Source organism: Leptospira fluminis (assembly GCF_004771275.1).
GTDB classification, from domain to species: Bacteria; Spirochaetota; Leptospiria; order Leptospirales; family Leptospiraceae; genus Leptospira_B; species Leptospira_B fluminis.
The window spans coordinates 387145-403146 of the sequence record NZ_RQEV01000003.1 but is presented as its reverse complement, the minus strand read 5'-3'; the positions used below and the strand labels follow the sequence as shown (position 1 = coordinate 403146).

General features: G+C 46.9%; 13 protein-coding genes. 6 read left to right on the top strand and 7 right to left on the bottom strand.

Translation table 11 applies throughout. The annotated features are described in order from the left end of the window. The first annotated feature begins 12 nt into the window (after positions 1-12). The 3 genes from EHO61_RS03765 to EHO61_RS03755 are packed head-to-tail and all read left to right on the top strand — an operon-like array spanning position 13 to position 4424. Positions 13-1179 carry an SPFH domain-containing protein gene (locus tag EHO61_RS03765; protein ID WP_246031993.1) on the top strand — a complete coding sequence of 389 codons (1167 nt, stop codon included), beginning with the start codon at positions 13-15 and terminating at the stop codon, positions 1177-1179. Positions 1180-1181: 2 nt separating this feature from the next. Beyond that, positions 1182-2114: a diacylglycerol kinase catalytic domain-containing protein gene (locus EHO61_RS03760; RefSeq protein ID WP_135812277.1), complete on the top strand. Its 933-nt coding sequence runs from the start codon at positions 1182-1184 to the stop codon at positions 2112-2114. Beyond that, a complete protein-coding gene (locus EHO61_RS03755) occupies positions 2115-4424 on the top strand; it encodes a phosphatase domain-containing protein (RefSeq protein ID WP_135812276.1) in 2310 nt (769 codons plus the stop codon). It abuts the gene before it with no gap. 37 nt (positions 4425-4461) lie between these two features. On the opposite strand, the gene EHO61_RS03750 is transcribed toward EHO61_RS03755, so the two are convergent. From EHO61_RS03750 to EHO61_RS03725, 6 genes are all read right to left on the bottom strand, one after another. Next, on the bottom strand, positions 4462-6747 hold the full coding sequence (locus EHO61_RS03750) for an ankyrin repeat domain-containing protein (RefSeq protein ID WP_135812275.1): 2286 nt from the start codon (positions 6745-6747) through the stop codon (positions 4462-4464). Between the two features lie 20 nt (positions 6748-6767). Next, positions 6768-7919: a hypothetical protein gene (locus EHO61_RS03745; RefSeq protein WP_135812274.1), complete on the bottom strand. Its 1152-nt coding sequence runs from the start codon at positions 7917-7919 to the stop codon at positions 6768-6770. 5 nt (positions 7920-7924) lie between these two features. After that, entirely contained in the window at positions 7925-8446 is a 522-nt protein-coding gene (locus EHO61_RS03740; RefSeq protein ID WP_135812273.1) for a TlpA family protein disulfide reductase, read from the bottom strand. Between the two features lie 77 nt (positions 8447-8523). Next, complete coding sequence (locus EHO61_RS03735) at positions 8524-8967, bottom strand: hypothetical protein (RefSeq protein WP_135812272.1); 444 nt, start codon at positions 8965-8967, stop codon at positions 8524-8526. A gap of 74 nt (positions 8968-9041) precedes the next feature. After that, positions 9042-10307, bottom strand: coding sequence for an acetyl-CoA acetyltransferase (locus EHO61_RS03730; RefSeq protein WP_135812271.1), 1266 nt, complete (start codon positions 10305-10307; stop codon positions 9042-9044). A gap of 18 nt (positions 10308-10325) precedes the next feature. After that, entirely contained in the window at positions 10326-11636 is a 1311-nt protein-coding gene (locus EHO61_RS03725; protein ID WP_135812270.1) for a 3-hydroxyacyl-CoA dehydrogenase family protein, read from the bottom strand. Positions 11637-11994: 358 nt separating this feature from the next. Between EHO61_RS03725 and amt the strand changes: the two genes are divergently transcribed. The 3 genes from amt (at position 11995) to EHO61_RS03710 (ending at position 15704) form a co-directional block, all read left to right on the top strand. Beyond that, positions 11995-14094 carry an ammonium transporter gene (gene amt, locus EHO61_RS03720; protein ID WP_135812269.1) on the top strand — a complete coding sequence of 700 codons (2100 nt, stop codon included), beginning with the start codon at positions 11995-11997 and terminating at the stop codon, positions 14092-14094. Positions 14095-14242: 148 nt separating this feature from the next. Then, positions 14243-14521, top strand: a complete 279-nt coding sequence (locus EHO61_RS17280; RefSeq protein ID WP_210415291.1) for a hypothetical protein — start codon at positions 14243-14245, stop codon at positions 14519-14521. Positions 14522-14747: 226 nt separating this feature from the next. After that, positions 14748-15704, top strand: coding sequence for an RlpA-like double-psi beta-barrel domain-containing protein (locus EHO61_RS03710; RefSeq protein ID WP_246031992.1), 957 nt, complete (start codon positions 14748-14750; stop codon positions 15702-15704). Here the strand turns inward: EHO61_RS03710 and EHO61_RS03705 are convergent. After that, positions 15701-15991 (bottom strand): 7(1) septoil knot domain-containing protein, encoded by a 291-nt coding sequence (locus EHO61_RS03705; protein ID WP_135812267.1) that lies wholly within the window; start codon positions 15989-15991, stop codon positions 15701-15703. The genes EHO61_RS03710 and EHO61_RS03705 overlap by 4 nt on opposite strands. Positions 15992-16002 lie beyond the last annotated feature (11 nt).

Genomic DNA, 16002 nt, shown 5'->3' with positions numbered 1-16002 from the left:
TCTCTAAAAGAGATGAAAAGCAAGACAAAAAATCCTTCCCATTTTAACGGCATCGGCTTAATAATCGTATCTTCAAAATTGTACGGAAATTTCTTGCGAGGTCTTATGTTCGGTATCCGCTTTATTAAAACTCGTCCAATCGATTACGTTTTGCTGTTTCGCAGCGGGAAAATTAGAAAACAGGGCGCAGGTCTGAACTTTTTTTATTATGCCCCTTCTTCGACTTTGGTGATCGTTCCCGCGGATACCAGAGACGCATTATTCATATTCAAGGAAAATACCTTGGATTTTCAGGAGTTGGATATTCAAGGTCAGGTTACGTACCGTGTGCTGGATCCTCAAAAGCTCGCTTCGCTCCTGGATTTTACTGTGGATGTTAAGGGAAAATATCTGGGTGACGGAATAGAAAAGTTGGATTTGAGGATGACAAACCTGATCCAAGTAGCGATTCGCGAGAAGTTCCGCTCCTTAAATCTAGCGGACGCTCTGACGGCTGCTAGCAGTCTTGCAGAACCGGTTCTGGAACGTTTGCGCCAAAACCCCGCTTTAAAAGAATTAGGAATCGAAGTATTGGATTTCGCGATCCTAAAAATCAGCCCTACTCCGGAAATCGCAAGGGCACTCGAAGCTGCATCTCGTGAGAACCTTCTAAAAAACGCGGACGATGCGGTTTACCAGAGAAGGAATTTTGCCGTCGAGCAGGAAAGAAAAATCAAGGAAAACGAATTACAGACTCAGATCGCGGTGGAGGAAAAAAATAGGACGATCCGCGAAACCCAGATGAATGCGGAAATCGCGGTCCAGGAAAAACAGAAATTGGTCGAAGAAGCCAAGATGGATTCCGTACAAGTGGTCGAAAGAAAAAAGGCGGAGATAGAAACCCAAAAACTGGCATCCATGATCGATCAGGAAAAAAGGAAAAAGGATCTGGTGGAATACCAAACCCAAAATCTTCTGCTGTTTTCCAAGGCTAGAGGACAAGCGACTCGAGAGGAGTTCGCCGCGTTTAAGGAACTTTCCCCCGAGCTGGTGGAGATATTGGCGTTAGGAAACATGGACGCCTCTAAGATCATCTCTCGTGCAATCAGGGATCTAGCCAAAAATGCGGAAAAGATAGGGAATTTGAATCTTTCTCCGGAGCTTATGTCCTTGCTGATCAATAAGGAAAAAGGAAAGTAAACTTGTCCTTCGATAGGGTCGTAATCATAACCCGCCAAACTAGGTTGGAAGAAAGCATCAAACGTTTCAATACGAAAGCTCAAGCCAGCTTTTACGTTACGAAGCGGGGGCAATCCTTCGAAGACTACGAGTCCGAGGACGACAACTATAGATATGCAAGGGAACTCCTGGTCCGAAGTATCGAACCCGGAATAAAGTTTCATATCATGGATCGGTCCTTTCTTCCGAATTATCTGTTCGGACCGAACGATCTTGTGGTGACGCTCGGGCAGGACGGGTTGGTCGTAAATACGGCGAAGTACCTGAACGGACAGCCCATCCTGGCTTTCAATCCGGATCCGGATCGATTCGACGGAATTCTTCTCCCGTTTCTTCCGAATCAGGCATCGGATATCATGAGATCCGTTTTTAACGGAAAAATCGTGACCCAAAAAATTTCAATGGCGGAAGCGGGCCTTACCGACGGACAAAAATTGTACGCCTTCAACGATCTATTCGTCGGACCCAAATCGCATACTAGCGCGAGGTATACGTTGACGCACGGAAAAAAATCCGAACGACAAATTTCCAGCGGGTTGATCGTCTCTACTCCCGCGGGTAGCACCGGTTGGATCAGTTCCCTATTTAATATGGCCTCGGGCATTTCCCATTTTTCGGGAAATAAAAAAATCAAAACTCCGGAAAGGATTCCTTGGCAGGAAAGAAAGTTATTGTTCATGGTGCGGGAACCTTTTAAGAGCAAATGGAGCGGTGCGGAGTTGGTTGCAGGTACGGTAAAGGAAGGGGACCATATTTTACTGGAAAGTCACATGCCCGAAAACGGGACCATTTTTTCGGACGGCATGGAGGCAGATTTTCTGGAATTCAATTCCGGAGCCACCGCGAGGATCCAATTGGCGAAAAAAACCACCGAATTAATTACGGAAGTTGAATGAATGGCTAAGGGAATTTTAATCACTCAATGTCTGCAGAACGATTTTGTCGAACCGATACAAAAATACGATCCTCTTCCGAATTTGCTGCATGTAGGATACGGAGAAGCTCTCCGTATCATGGGAGAAAAACCCCAAGAAGGTCCGGTCGTTTCTTTTATGGATTGGGCGTATTCGGAGCCGGAAGAAGACCTAACCATCATTCACATACGGGATTGGCACGATCCGGAAGATCCGTCCCAGAAGGAGCATCTGGTCCAATTCGGAAATCATTGCATCCGCGGCACGCACGGATCCGAATTCGTATTTCAACATTTATCGGCTAGCGGGAGGCGCTTTGCACACACGGTGGACGCTTCCGGCTTAAACGATTTTCACCGTACGGATTTGGAAGAGATTTTAAAGGTCTACGAAACGCAGGAGATCAACGTCGGTCTTACGGGAGTTTGGACGGAAGCGAAGATCAGCTATCTGGCTTACGAACTGAGAACGAGATATCCGAAATTTCGCATCGGGTTGTGCAGCGCTTTGACTGCAAGTTCTTCCAGACACATGCATTTTGTCGCCTTGGACCAGTTGAAGAATCTTTTGGACATCGAGATCTATCCTTCTTTGGGCGCGTTTTCCGAATTTTTAACCGGAACATCGTCCAAATTGCAACACCACATTTCCCTTAGGGAGGATTCCGTTTCTTTCGATTTCGAAGACGGATTTACGATCAAGGAAGAGGATCATAGAATCCTGTTCTTCCTCTTTCGCGGGTGCAGATCGGTCCGTTTTCGGTGTCTGGACGGAGGCTTTTCGGGAAATGTCGTCCTTCGTGCCAAGAGTGTGGACAGCTTAGGCCATTCCCAAGTTCCTACCGTGATCAAGATCGGTCCTAGGGATCCGATCGCAAAGGAACGAACCTCGTTCGAGCGTATAGAAGAGGTTTTGGGAAATAATGCCCCCAGAATCGTGGACTCCGCGGAGATCGGAGAACGAGGCGGTATCAAGTATAGATACGCGGCCATGCTGGAAGGAGAAACCAAAGTCTTTCAGGATCTATACGAATCTTCCGAGGATGAAAGCGAAATCTTTCCGATTTTGGATACGATCTTCGAAAAGCAATTGGGAAGACTTTATGATGCGGCGGAACCCGAGAAACTGGATCTACTGAAATATTACGATTTTCAGAGCAAATATTCTCCGGGAGTCCGAAGGCGCACCGAAAGTTTGATGGGTAAAAAACTGGAAGAAGATACGATTCGATTTCCGTTTGGAAAAGAGGCGTTCAATGTGTGCAATTTTTACGAAAAAGATTTGCTCGATCTTCGGGAATACGGTTCGGCACCTCGCTATCAATCCTACGTTCACGGGGATTTGAACGGAAGAAATATCATCATCGATCCGCAGCGGAACGTATGGTTGATCGATTTCTTCCACACTCATAGAGGTCATGTCCTGAAAGATCTCATAAAACTGGAAAACGACCTTTTGTATATTTTTACTAAAATAGAGGAAGAGGAGCTTGCCGAAGCGTTTTCTTTAACGGATCTTTTGGTTTCTCAGCAGGATTTAGGTATTTCGATTCCGAAAGAGGAGGAGACTAAATTCAAAAGCTCTAAAATAAGGAAAGCTTTTAGAACCGCGGTGAAACTGAGATCCTTCTATCCGAAATTGATCCGCTTGGATCGAGATCCTTATCAATTACATGTCGCAACCTTAAGATATGCGGTGCACACGCTTTCCTTTGACGAATCATCACGCGAACAGAAAATATGGGCGTTGTATACCGGCTGTCTATGTGCGGAAAAGGTGAAAGAATCCGTACGTCTGTCCAAGAGGTTAAGGATAGATAAGATTAAGTTATCTTCGGGCAAAGGATCGATAGGGCTGACCCTACTTCCTGGGCGAAAGGATAGGGACCGGGATTTGATCCAGGATTTGAAAACCGTCCGCGAAGAAGGGATGAACCGGATCGTTTCATTATTAACTGAAAACGAATATTCTGAATACGGCGTGCCGGATATCAAGGCGGAATACAAACGGGAAGGTTTTGATCCGATATTCTTTCCTATTCTGGACCAAAGGGCTCCGGATCGAAAAGCTCTCGACTCCTTGTTGGATCTGATGGACTCCGAATTGGGTCGGGGACGCAACATTCTCATACATTGTGTCGGTGGATTGGGAAGGTCCGGAACCGTAGCCGCCGCGTATCTGATCCTTCGAGAAGGATACGGTGCGGAAGAAGCGATCCGAGTGGTCCGCGAGGCGAGGTCGGAAAGAGCGATCGAATCCAGAGAACAGGAGGAATTTTTGAGAAGCCTTTGAGCGGATCTAATGTGCAAAGTTACGGTCTAAATGGTGTTTATTCCACGCAATTTACCAGACATTGGCCGCCGGCGCTCCGGAGAATTTTCACTACATTCGGATTTTCGAATCTATTTTTTTGGACGGCCCAGTCCAAAGGTGTCCAGCCGCTATTGTCTTTTGCGTTCACGTTAGCGCCCGCCTGCAGCAATAATTTTGCGACTTCCGGACTCCCACTCTCGGCCACTTTATGCAAAGGTGTCCAACCGTCGTAATTCTTTAGATTCACGTTGGCGCCGGTTTCCAAAAGTAATTTCGCCATTTTCGGGGCATTAACCGCCCGGTAGATCGGAGTTTCTCCGTCGTTTTTGATCGCATTCACGTCGGAACCAACGCTAAGTAGGAGCTTGGATACTTCCAGAGAACCCTGTCCGACGGATCTATGTAAGGGTGTTTCGCCATCACTGTTTTTGGAGTTTACCTCCGCTCCAAGCATCAGTAAAAGCGCCGATATATCCGCGTAACCGTATCCTGTCGCTTTGTGTAAAGGGGTATTATCTAAAATATCCTTTGCGTTCGGATCGGCCCCTTTCAAAACGTTTCGTATAATATCGTCGGGTTTTCTCTGGAAGACGGAATTAAAAAGTTCCGTATCCGCTTTGTTATTGGATTGGATCTGCTTCCTCGCGATTTTTACCGCGTCGGGACTGATCAATATCTGTCTATTTTCGATCAATCTCTCCACCGCAGAACTATTGGAACTTCCGCGGGAATTGGGATCGGCGCCAAGCTTTATGCAAGTATCGATCTGCTTCTGGAATTTTCTATCGATGCCTTCCTGAAGAAGTTCGTCGGCCCTGTTCTGGTCGAATAAATTCTTACCGGCATATAGATCGGATTTGTGCTTGAGTATATTATAATTTCTTATTAAATCTTCGCTCGAAAAATCCGATCTGACTAAGGTTTCCAAACCTTGTCGCAATCCCTCCCTGATACGGTCCAAATGTTTGTTTTTGGTCTTTTCTTCCGTTTCAAGACCCTCGGCAACATAATCTTTTTCCAAGGATTGAAAAATGCCTGCGAGTTTGCTTTGGAGATAGGAACGACCCGTAGTTTCAGACGCGGAGATTTTCTTTTCTATTCTGGATTTCAGGCTTCGGTAGGCGACCGTATCCGGCCTTTTGGAGGTCAACTCGGCCCGAACGGATCGGTAGGAAAGAGTCGCATTCGTAAAATCGAAATTGGAGTAAAACGAGTCTCCCTCCTTTTCGATCCCGTTTAAAACCGCGATGTCGAACTTTTCCAACCTTTCTCCTATCGCCTTTTCCAGATCCTGGACTCTATACTCGTGTTTCGTTTTGGAATGATACTCGTTTTGAATTTCACGGTATTTATCCAGGGAATTCCGAAGAGAAACGGAGGTAATAGCATTCCCGGATTTGAATTGGGAATCGATGACCTCCAATCTGTTTTTATAAATGATAAGATATGCGTTCGCGATTCTGGACCGGATCCCTTTCAGGTAATCTTTGATTCCGGCTTTGGATTTTTCCGACAATCTATCTTCCATCGTCGACAAAACGTTTTCGTAAATGGAGATCGATCTTGCGTAATCCTTGTGCCTGGAAGCGAGCTCCGCGGCTTCAAGAGCACCGGCCGCCGCTTCTATAAATCCCTGTGCCCCGCCGTCGGAAGTCTTAAAATCCAGCACGTTAATATCGGAACCCTGCGCCGATTCGATTTTTATGGAGGGAATATCCACCGCATCCGGATTTACGGAGGATAGGGAAGATACGTTCATGGAATAATGCGGATCGACTAATTTTCTCCCCGCTTCTCCCGCATAATAATCCACCTGGAACTCGCGAAATTCGAAATCGAAATTCGTTTTGATCGTGTACGTAAGAAGTTTAGGATCTCGATTTTGACTCCTTAAATAGACTTTGAATCCGTTGGAGGTATTCGAAATTTCTCCGGAGACTAAAATGTTCGCGTCTACGGCGTCCGCTATCTGAGTCATGCAGATCTCGTCGCTGCAATTTTGCTTCTGTTTCAGTTCGGCCTGTCTTAATAGTGTAGCGATCGAATCATCGTCGGCAATGTTGTACTTCCCTTCGAAATTTCGGAGAATGGAATTGATGATTCCGTTTCTGAGGCGGATTTCAAGAGAAGAGGGAACTCCACGCTCGGTTTTGAACTTGTGAATATAAATTTTCGGTAAAGTATTTTCTCCAGCCGAGATTCCGGACAATAAAAAGAAAGCAAACAAAGGAACGGAGCAAAATAAAATCCTGTTTTTAGAACGTTTACGGGATAAGAAGAGAAAATCGAAAAACTTGATCATACGTATGGAAATTCAATCTTTTATTTTTTTTCCAAGGATACCGGTTCAGCTCGGATCAAAATGGAGTTTCCGCTGATCTCCTTGTTTTGAAACGAGAAACCCAGAGTGTCTTTGTATTCGCGCAAAAATCCGTACAAACGACCGGCGTTGTAAAGAGCTTCGATGTCCAGTAAGATATCTCCGGAACCGTCCTTTCCCCTTTCGGTGACCGAATTGATTCCTCGAATGGAGCGGATGGATGCGGCGACGCCAAGATCCGCGTACGTATCGTAGTTCATGCCTCGTATCGTTAACCGAATCGTATATCCGCGTTTCCATCGGTCCGCTAACCGATTCTTTAACGAGAAGGAAAGTTCGGATAAAATTTGATCCTTGGCTTTTTCGGATCCGAAGTTCAAATCGATGGCGGGTCGTCCTCCCCGGACCGTATCCGCCGCGAGGATTTGTCCGGTGCGGGTCTCTATGAGTTTATAATTCAAACTTGCGAACGTCCCCCTCATCTCGGACCCTTCCACGATCTTATCTCCCAATCTAGATTCGAAAGATCCGAGCAGAACCAATTCGCAATCCTCTTTTATGGCGGCTTCTAACACGTCGGAAGCGACTTTCGAACCGGGTTCCGAATTTTTGGTTTCCAGCTTTTCCGAAGAAATACGCGTCGACTTGGCCTGGTCCAAGAATTCGAATCCGCTAAAGCGGGAAATGAATTTGGTTTCGATACCCGTTTTTCCCGCAGGAAAAAATTGCGGACCGATTTTTTCGGAAATGAGGACGAGTATTCGGGGTTTTCCTATAAGCTTATATTGTTCTTCCAGCGCGTCGCCTAATAGATTTTTACTCACGTAACCCGAGGCCTTCAAGCGGATGCCCTCCGAGGACTCCTTTGTCGATATCACGGAAAAACTTCGGATGAGTCCTTCCCGAGAGGATTCCGCAAAATATCCTTTGGATCCGGAATCGACGATAAGAGAAGAGGTCTGCACGAATTCCCCCAGGATTTTTCCGATCATTTCGGATTTAGCAACCCGTTCCGCATCTTCGCGATTGGAAGCTACGACTTCCACTTCTATGTAGCCGTCTTTTTCAGATCCTCGTATTGTCCCGGATGTGCAGCCGAAATGAAAGAACAGGATGATCGTTAGTAAAAGTTTATATCCCGTATTTCGAAGCACGATAATTACCTTTTGACTCCGAGCGTAGACAGCATCCGATTCCAATTTTCCTCGGAGTAACCGGATCCTTTGAATAGAATTTTACGATTTCCCTTTACAACGTAGCTAGTCGGAGTTCCGGAAAATCTAAGTCTTCGCATACTGGTGTTCAAAGTATCGTATAAGACCTCCGCCCGATTTCCTATTTTTAAATCCTGAGCTGCCGTTTGGGCGCTTTCCCTCGTATCTTCTAAAAACACGATCCATAGGACTAGTTTTCCGGAGGATCGTCCCGATCTAGTCCAAGTATCGACCAAAGAAAGCAGTCTGGGGACTTCCTCCTTACAAGGTATGCAAAAAGAACTCGTGAAGTTTAGTATTAAAAAATCGTCGGGTCCTAAATTCGGAAGCTCGTTATAGAGCGTTTTTCTTTCTTGGGATAATGTGTAAAGAGGTACGTTTTCAATTTCCTCGGAACCGACAGCGGAGCCGAATAGAAGGACCGTCAGAATCCAGAGCGAAAAAAAGAAATTTCTTACCTGACTCATACCGGTTTTAGTATGACCCCGGTTGCATCGTATTTCCTCCTTCGGAAACCTTGTTTCGTGAGGGGAATTCGGGAATTTTACGAAAGTTCTTCGTCTTCCGAGGAATAGGAATAAATCAAACTTGCTACCAATACCAAAATCGATTGGTACAAAACCCAGAGCCAAGCGATTTGTGTCGGCACGGCGCGAGTTAAGTGCAGGACGGAAAGAGTCGGAGCTGCGAATGCGGCGATTGAAAAGGAAAAACCGACTAAAATTCCTCCGACGATTCCGATCGGAAGATTGGCCCTCGTCAAAGTGATCAATATGCCGAGAAAGAACACTTGGATCAAATCCGCTACGATAGGTCCTATCCACAGGACCTCCGCGACGGGGATGAAAAAGAAATGGTAAAACGGGTCGTAGTAAAAGATGGAAAAAAGTAAAGTTCTCAAAGGAACGGAAGCCACTTCCCAGAATCCGAAAGCGATAAAGAACCTTAATAAAAAACGATTCCAATCCTTAGAATTGCGTAGACCCATTCAACAACCTCTTTCGTTTGAAATAAAAAAGCCCGGAGATCCCGGGCTTTTCCATCCTTTTTTATTGGAATTTTTTATTTTCCGAGGATGAACACATAATTGGTGGTCGCCGAACCGCCGATGTTTAACATCAAACCGTTCTTCGCTCCCCCGATCTGATAATCCCCTGCGGTATCCGTAACCTGTTTGTACAAGTCGAGCATCATTCGGACTCCGGATGCACCTACGGGGTGACCGGCTCCGATCAATCCGCCGGAGGTGTTGATCGGTTTCTTTCCGTCGAAAGCGATTACTCCGTCTTCGATCGCCTCGTGTTCCTTGCCCGGTTGGCTGATTCCGAAAGCGGAAATAGCAGCGTATTCCGAGGAAGTGAAGCAATCGTGGGTTTCGAAGACGTCTATGTCTTTGGTGCCCATTCCTGCACGATCGTAAGCGTCTTTAACGGTCTGACGAGTCCAGGGAAGGATCCATTTTTCCCCTTTGGATTCGGCGACTTTCGCTTCGAAGGTGATGGGAGCGACTCTATGTCCCCAACCTTTAATCTTAGGATAAGCGGAAAGTTTCGTTCCTTTTTTCTTAGCGAACTCTTCCGCATAGTTCTTATTCGCAAGAACTATAACGGCGGCTCCGTCGGTGACTTGGGAACAATCCGTGATGCAGAGACGTCCGCCCACAGCCATGTTGAAGGAACCGCCTCTCGCATCCGCGTGCTCGCGATTCATAAACCAGGAACGGGTTTGCGCTTTCGGGTTGCGTTTCGCATTCGCGTAATTGATCTTCGAAATCTCGGCTAGCGCTCCCATAAACCGTTTTTCTTCTAGTTTATATCTTTCTAAAATAACGTCCGCAAGCTTTCCGAACAATTTAGGAAAAGGGAATTGGACTCCTCTCGCTTCCTTTTCGTAATAAGCGGCGGTTCCAAGGAAGTCTCCACCCACCGAAGAAGAAACCGTTTTCATGATTTCTAATCCGACTACGATTGCGACATCGTAATCCTTCACACGAAGTTTGGTTTGGGCCGCGTCGAGCGCGACGGAACCCGAAGCACAAGCCGCTTCATAACGCGCACCGGGAACTCCGTAAAAGCAGGGGTCCACTTCGGTTAAAAACCCACCCAAATGCCCTTGGGTCGCATATTGTTCCGCGTCGAAGTTTCCTACGAAAACTCCGATGCGATTCTGTTTGTTCAGTTTTTTGATCTCGTCCGGGGTAAGGCCGACTTTTTCTAATCCGTCTTGGATAGCTTCCCGGAACATGGACATGAAGGTTTTTCCTTCCTTGGTCCAGTTTCTTTGGAAGTCGGTTTGTTCTCCGCCGAGTACGTAAACGGTATCTTTCATAGAATTTCTCCTCCCCGATTATCCTTTAAAAAGAGAACGAGCATCCAGGATGTCCTTCAGTTGGTAGAAAGGTTTCCCGGCTTTCGCTTTGGCCAAAACATCCGGTACGGGAAGTTTTGCTTTGGTAATTAGACTGATTGCTTCTTTGGGTCCGCCTAGAAAATCGACGAATGCCGAAGCGGGAGCCCAGTTGAATCCGGTGCCCATGGCAAGATCTCCCATCTCTTTAGAATCTACGACTTCTCCTACGATAGAGAGAGAGTAGCTGACATAGCGTGCAATGAAATAACGGGCAAGATCCGCTTCCAAGCCTTTGGCTTCTTTAACTATATTCATGGCTCCGATATAATCGGCTTCTCCGATCCTGCGGTTCGCTTCCTTTATGAACGGAATATCGAACTTAGGAACGGGAACGTAGAGGTCTCCCTTGATATCGTAATATAGTTTCTCTTTTTTTCCATCCGGGGTTTTGGTCATTTTAAAGAGACCTTGTCCGGACTTGCGACCTAGATCGCCCCGATCGATGAGCTTTTGGAAATATCCGGGAAGTTTGAAAGTGGAATGAGCCGCATCCTTAGTCATCTCGTAGAGATTGTCTACGATCGCCTTGTGTACGTCCAAGCCCACAAAGTCAGCGGTATCTAAAGGAGCCATCGCTCTACCGGTATATCCGCTCATGATCGCGTCCATCAGAGCGATCCCGCCCTTGTCGGAATATTCCTCCGCTTTTTGAGCGACTTCGTTGATCAATTGGAATCCGATTCTATTTCCTGCGAAAGCGGGAGTATCGTTCGTATAAACGACGGCGCGACCGAGGATTTTTTCCAAATACTCTCCTAATTTCTTTGTTACTTTCTTGTCGTTGCCTTTGTGCGTAACGAGTTCGCAAAGAATCATCTTGTAAGGAGGATTAAAGAAGTGAGTTCCGTAATAATGTTTTTTTCCGTCCTCGTCAAAGGCGTCCGCTAAGCGAGCGATGGAAAGTCCGGAAGAGACCGTGGATATGATCGTCCCGGGTTTACGAGCTTTGGCGATTCGTTTGTTGATCGGTTCTTTTACTTCGTAACTTTCAGCGACGAGTTCGAATACCCAATCCGATTCGGAAACGGCCTTTTCCAAGTCTTGGTCGTAGGAACCGGGAATCAAACGCGGACGAATCGTGTCCGTTTTGACGGAAGCTACCGCTTTTTCGATACCTTCTTTCGCTTTATTCACATCCCGAGCCAACATATGGACCTTTGCCTTTCCGAAGGCGGCTACAATTGCGGCGGATCCGGCGCCCATAGTTCCATTCGCGCCGAGGACGGTTACGGTTTTGATTTCCCTCATGAAATTATACCAACGTCTAGGTTTTTTTAGATATAATCCCTGTTTAAAACATCCTATTTAGAGGGAAAGGCTTTTTTCGTCTTTCAACAGGGTGCTTTAGGCCCAGAGAGACAGAGTTTGCAGAACGGGCGTTACGTTCGAAAAAAATAACGTTCGTTATCCCTGTCGAGTTTGGAGCGGTTTCAGCGCTTTTTCGCAGGATAACTTCGTTTGTAAGAAAACGAAAGGCGATTTCGGCGAGAGACCCAGTTCTCATCGATTCTTTGAAAAGCGGATTTCTTATTGGTCTTTTCCGATAATAGGAATAGGAAAAGAAGAGTGTTTCCGGCTCGATTTTTTTTAGAAACAGGAGTCCTTCATGCCGACAGAAAAGAGTTTATTGGATATTTTATGGGTTTTGGTCTGCTCAGGCTTGGTTTTAATCATGCAGGGAGGATTTTTAGTTCTAGAATCCGGACTCACTCGTGCCAAGAATTCGATCAATGTCGCCATTAAGAACGTTGCCGATTTCGGGGTGGCGACTCTTCTTTTCTATTCTTTCGGTTTTGGACTTATGTTCGGAACTTCCTGGCACAGCGTATTCGGAACTTCTCTTTTTTTCCCCAATTTTCAACCGGGAGACGCTTGGGCCCCCACGTTTTTTATCTTCCAACTAGTATTCTGCGGAACGTCGGCCACCATCGTTTCTGGAGCGGTGGCCGAGCGACTGAAATTCAGTTCATACATGCTTGCGACTGCTCTGATCTCCGGATTCATCTATCCGATCGTAGGGCATTGGAGTTGGGGAGCCGGAATATTGGAGGAGAAGAACGGATGGCTCTCCTCGATAGGCTTTCATGATTTTGCCGGATCCACCTTGGTTCATAGCGTAGGCGGATGGGTCTCGCTCGCTCTTTTAATGGTGGTCGGCCCCAGGATCGGGAGGTTCCCGAAAGATTCCGCTCCTATGCAGGTTACCGGTAGCAACCTTCCGATGGCGATGCTAGGCGGAATCCTACTCTGGTTCGGTTGGATGGGATTTAACGGAGGAAGCACTTTGTCTTTCGACGAGAAAGTTCCGGGAATCATTCTGAACACGGTAGTTTCTTCCGGTTTTTCCATGATGGTTGCGATGATGCTCGCATGGGGGATCAAAGGTTTTCCGGAGCCTACCGCTCCCCTGAACGGTTCATTGATCGGCTTGGTTGCCGTAACTGCCGCTGCGGATTGTCTGACTCCTTTTCAGTCCGCGATCGTGGGTTCGATTGCGGGACTCCTGATCTATCCTTCCGAGCTGCTTCTGGAAAAATTGAAAATCGACGATGCGGTCGGAGCCGTTCCCGTGCATCTTGTCGGAGGAATTTGGGGGACCCTGGCTGTCGGTTTCTTTGGAGATCTATCCGCCATGGAAACGGAAATCGGAAGATTCTCCCTCATCATCGTACAGTTCCTAGGAATTTTAAGCGTTGGAATCTTTTCTTTCGGAGTTTCTTTTTTGGTCTTCTGGGCTTTAAACCGGATTTTCCCGCTAAGAGTGGACGGTGACGAAGAGCGTATGGGTCTGAATATATCCGAGCACAATGCGACGACGGAGCTCATAGACCTTTTCCTGGCCATGGATTATCAGAGAAAGACCGGGGATTTGGCTAAAGATGTTCCCGTAGAACCTTTTACCGAAGTGGGACAGATCGCGGAACGTTACAATCTTGTTCTCGGAAAGGTAAGGACCACGCTCGCCGAAAACGAACAAGCTAGAACGGAAATCGCGGAGGCGTACGAAAGAGTCCGACATGAGCAGGATCGTGCGGAAAAACTGCTTTTAAACGTTCTTCCTCCTTCTATCGCTGCGGAACTTAAACAAAACGCCGGTTTGATCGCCGAAAGCTATCCGGACGTCTCGATTTTATTCGCGGATATCGTCGGTTTTACTCGACTTTCTTCCAAAATGAAACCCGAATCCGTCGTTCGGATTTTAAACCAAATCTTCTCCCATTTCGATATTTTAGCCGAAAAATACCGTTTGGAAAAGATCAAGACGATCGGAGACGCATATATGGCTGTAGGAGGACTTCCTGTTCCGGAAAAGGATCATCCTTTGCTAGTCGCGCACATGGCTTGGGACATGAAAGAGATCCTATCCAGATTCAAACTGAAAAAATCGAGAACGGGACTTCGTATGAGGATAGGAATTAACACAGGGCCCGTGGTCGCAGGCGTGATCGGAACCAAGAAATTCATCTACGACATCTGGGGCGATGCCGTAAATCTAGCGAGTCGCATGGAATCCCATGGGGTTCCGGGGGAAATTCAGGTTACGGAATCGACTGCGGAGGCGATCCGTTCCGATTTCGAGCTCGTCGAACGGGGAAATATAGAAGTAAAGGGAAAAGGATTCGTAAAAGCCTTCCTAGTACGGCGTCGGATTCGCAATCCTGAGGAAAGTCTGAGTCATTTGAACTTTTCATTAGGAACGAATTGAAGGTAGCATTAAGAAAATAAGAATCGTTTAGCGTGCTTTAACGATAGAAAAGCAAAAAAGATTTTACTCTTTTGGGTCGAGGCAATAGGAGTGGAAATTTGTTAGAGGAATTACGGAAGGATTCCCCGCGACACAAGGAGTATCTCCCATGGTAGCTAAGAAGAAAGCAAAGAAGAAAGCGGCCCCTAAGAAAAAAGCGGCCAAAAAGAAAGTAGCTAAGAAAAAGGTCGTTAAACCGGCGAAAAAGAAAGTCGCCAAGAAAGCGGTCAAAAAGAAAGTCGCAGCTAAAAAGCCGGCGGCAACCCCTCGTCCTGCTGCGCCGATGTCCGGACCGGAATCTACTCCGGCGCCGAACCAAGGTTCTCTTTTCCCTTGGGGCAATTCAGGCAATTCAGGCAATTCAGGGGAAGGAGAAGGCAACCCGTAAGTTGTTTTTCCCCCGCAAGACTATCCCGTTCCCTACAAGACGTAGGGACGGGATTTTAGCCCTTCTCATCGTCGGACTCGCGATCGTTTCGATTTTCCCCCTCTTCTCTCAAAGCCCGCAGATTCAATTTGCGAAGATCTTATGCATTCGTTCCGTTTCCGGCTGCGAATGTAGGAATCCGGACTCGGATTCCATTTTACGTCTGTTCCATGGAGAAGCTGTAAGAATGGACGGATTCCAGGATCACGAGGAGTATATCCGGGTTAGCAACGAAAAAGGGGCCTGCCTCTATCCTAAAAAGAATCTAAAACCTCTTTTTTACCGCGCCGGCTTTCGTCCGATGGATAGTCCCAAAGATCATTCTCCTAAACCCCTGGAATTTCTGCTCACCTCCTCGGACCGAGAAAGTTTGGATTCCGTAACCGTCTTCAATCTAGGGAAATATTATCCGACCTATTATCATCTTGCCATTGAGGAAGCCTATCCGGGATCCCTTGTGCCGGCCCTTTCTCCTTCCGGGAGGGAGATCGGCAAGGCATCGGCTCTTTTTTTGGAACAGGTCCGATGGGAAGGCAGCGGGATCGCGAAAGACGGGACCAAGTATCATTTTGCCGGAAACGGAAGGTATGAGACGTACGATTTGGAATGGGGTTGGGGTGCCGGTTACGGATATCAGGTTTACCCGTACCGGACGATTGCCGTAAATTTCAAGGATCTTTGCGCCAAACTCGGACCTAAAGTCTCCCGATGCAATAAGTCGAAAGCGATAGGTGCGTTGGCTTTTTTACCTGGAATTCGAGAAAAGCGGATCCGAATGCCGAACGGAAAGATTCACGACGGTTATTTTTGTATCAACGACACGGGATCTCCGGAATACATACGCGGGGATAGAATGGATATCTTTGTGGGATTACACGGCGGAGGGAGCCCCTACCAGCCTAAGGAGCAATCTAGGAATATATTTCTAGACGCGGGGATCCAACCCTTGGTTCCTTGGGATTGGAAGTTTTACACTTCCGAAAAACAAAGGGAGTGGTGCTCCGAAGATAAGATTCCCTCGGATCCGAGTCGGCTCAAAGAAGGGGAATGTTCCCTAGATTACCATTTCAACGCACCGGAAAAAGGCTGGGAAGTAAGGGTCTTCTTCCGAAAAGACGGATCTCTAATCAGGTGCAAACCTTAATGAAGCTTACCTTGTAGAGGATGAGCTTTGATCCAGCCCGCTTCCGATTTATAGGAACTCCGATATACGATAAGATCCGCTTCCGAGCGATTCTCTGTGACAAACACTTTGGCGCCTGCTTCGGAACGATATTCGGTAAAATGCCAAATCTCTTCCTTTCCCAATGCTTCCTGGCGGTAATTCGTCACATAGACTACAAGATCCGCCTCGCTCTTGTGGTCCGTATAATAAATCTTAAAATCCGAAATTCCGACTGAATCTACCGGTAAAATTTCCGAAGTGTACATCGTTTTTTAGA

Bases quoted from the DNA above. Each gene is read 5' to 3' on its own strand.
- EHO61_RS03765 (WP_246031993.1), top strand. From the start codon at position 13: ATGAAAAGCAAGACAAAAAATCCTTCCCATTTTAACGGCATCGGCTTA.
- EHO61_RS03755 (WP_135812276.1), top strand. From the start codon at position 2,115: ATGGCTAAGGGAATTTTAATCACTCAATGTCTGCAGAACGATTTTGTC.
- EHO61_RS03750 (WP_135812275.1), bottom strand. From the start codon at position 6,747: ATGATCAAGTTTTTCGATTTTCTCTTCTTATCCCGTAAACGTTCTAAA.
- EHO61_RS03740 (WP_135812273.1), bottom strand. From the start codon at position 8,446: ATGAGTCAGGTAAGAAATTTCTTTTTTTCGCTCTGGATTCTGACGGTC.
- EHO61_RS03735 (WP_135812272.1), bottom strand. From the start codon at position 8,967: ATGGGTCTACGCAATTCTAAGGATTGGAATCGTTTTTTATTAAGGTTC.
- EHO61_RS03730 (WP_135812271.1), bottom strand. From the start codon at position 10,307: ATGAAAGATACCGTTTACGTACTCGGCGGAGAACAAACCGACTTCCAA.
- EHO61_RS03725 (WP_135812270.1), bottom strand. From the start codon at position 11,636: ATGAGGGAAATCAAAACCGTAACCGTCCTCGGCGCGAATGGAACTATG.
- amt (WP_135812269.1), top strand. From the start codon at position 11,995: ATGCCGACAGAAAAGAGTTTATTGGATATTTTATGGGTTTTGGTCTGC.
- EHO61_RS17280 (WP_210415291.1), top strand. From the start codon at position 14,243: ATGGTAGCTAAGAAGAAAGCAAAGAAGAAAGCGGCCCCTAAGAAAAAA.
- EHO61_RS03710 (WP_246031992.1), top strand. From the start codon at position 14,748: ATGGACGGATTCCAGGATCACGAGGAGTATATCCGGGTTAGCAACGAA.
- EHO61_RS03705 (WP_135812267.1), bottom strand. From the start codon at position 15,991: ATGTACACTTCGGAAATTTTACCGGTAGATTCAGTCGGAATTTCGGAT.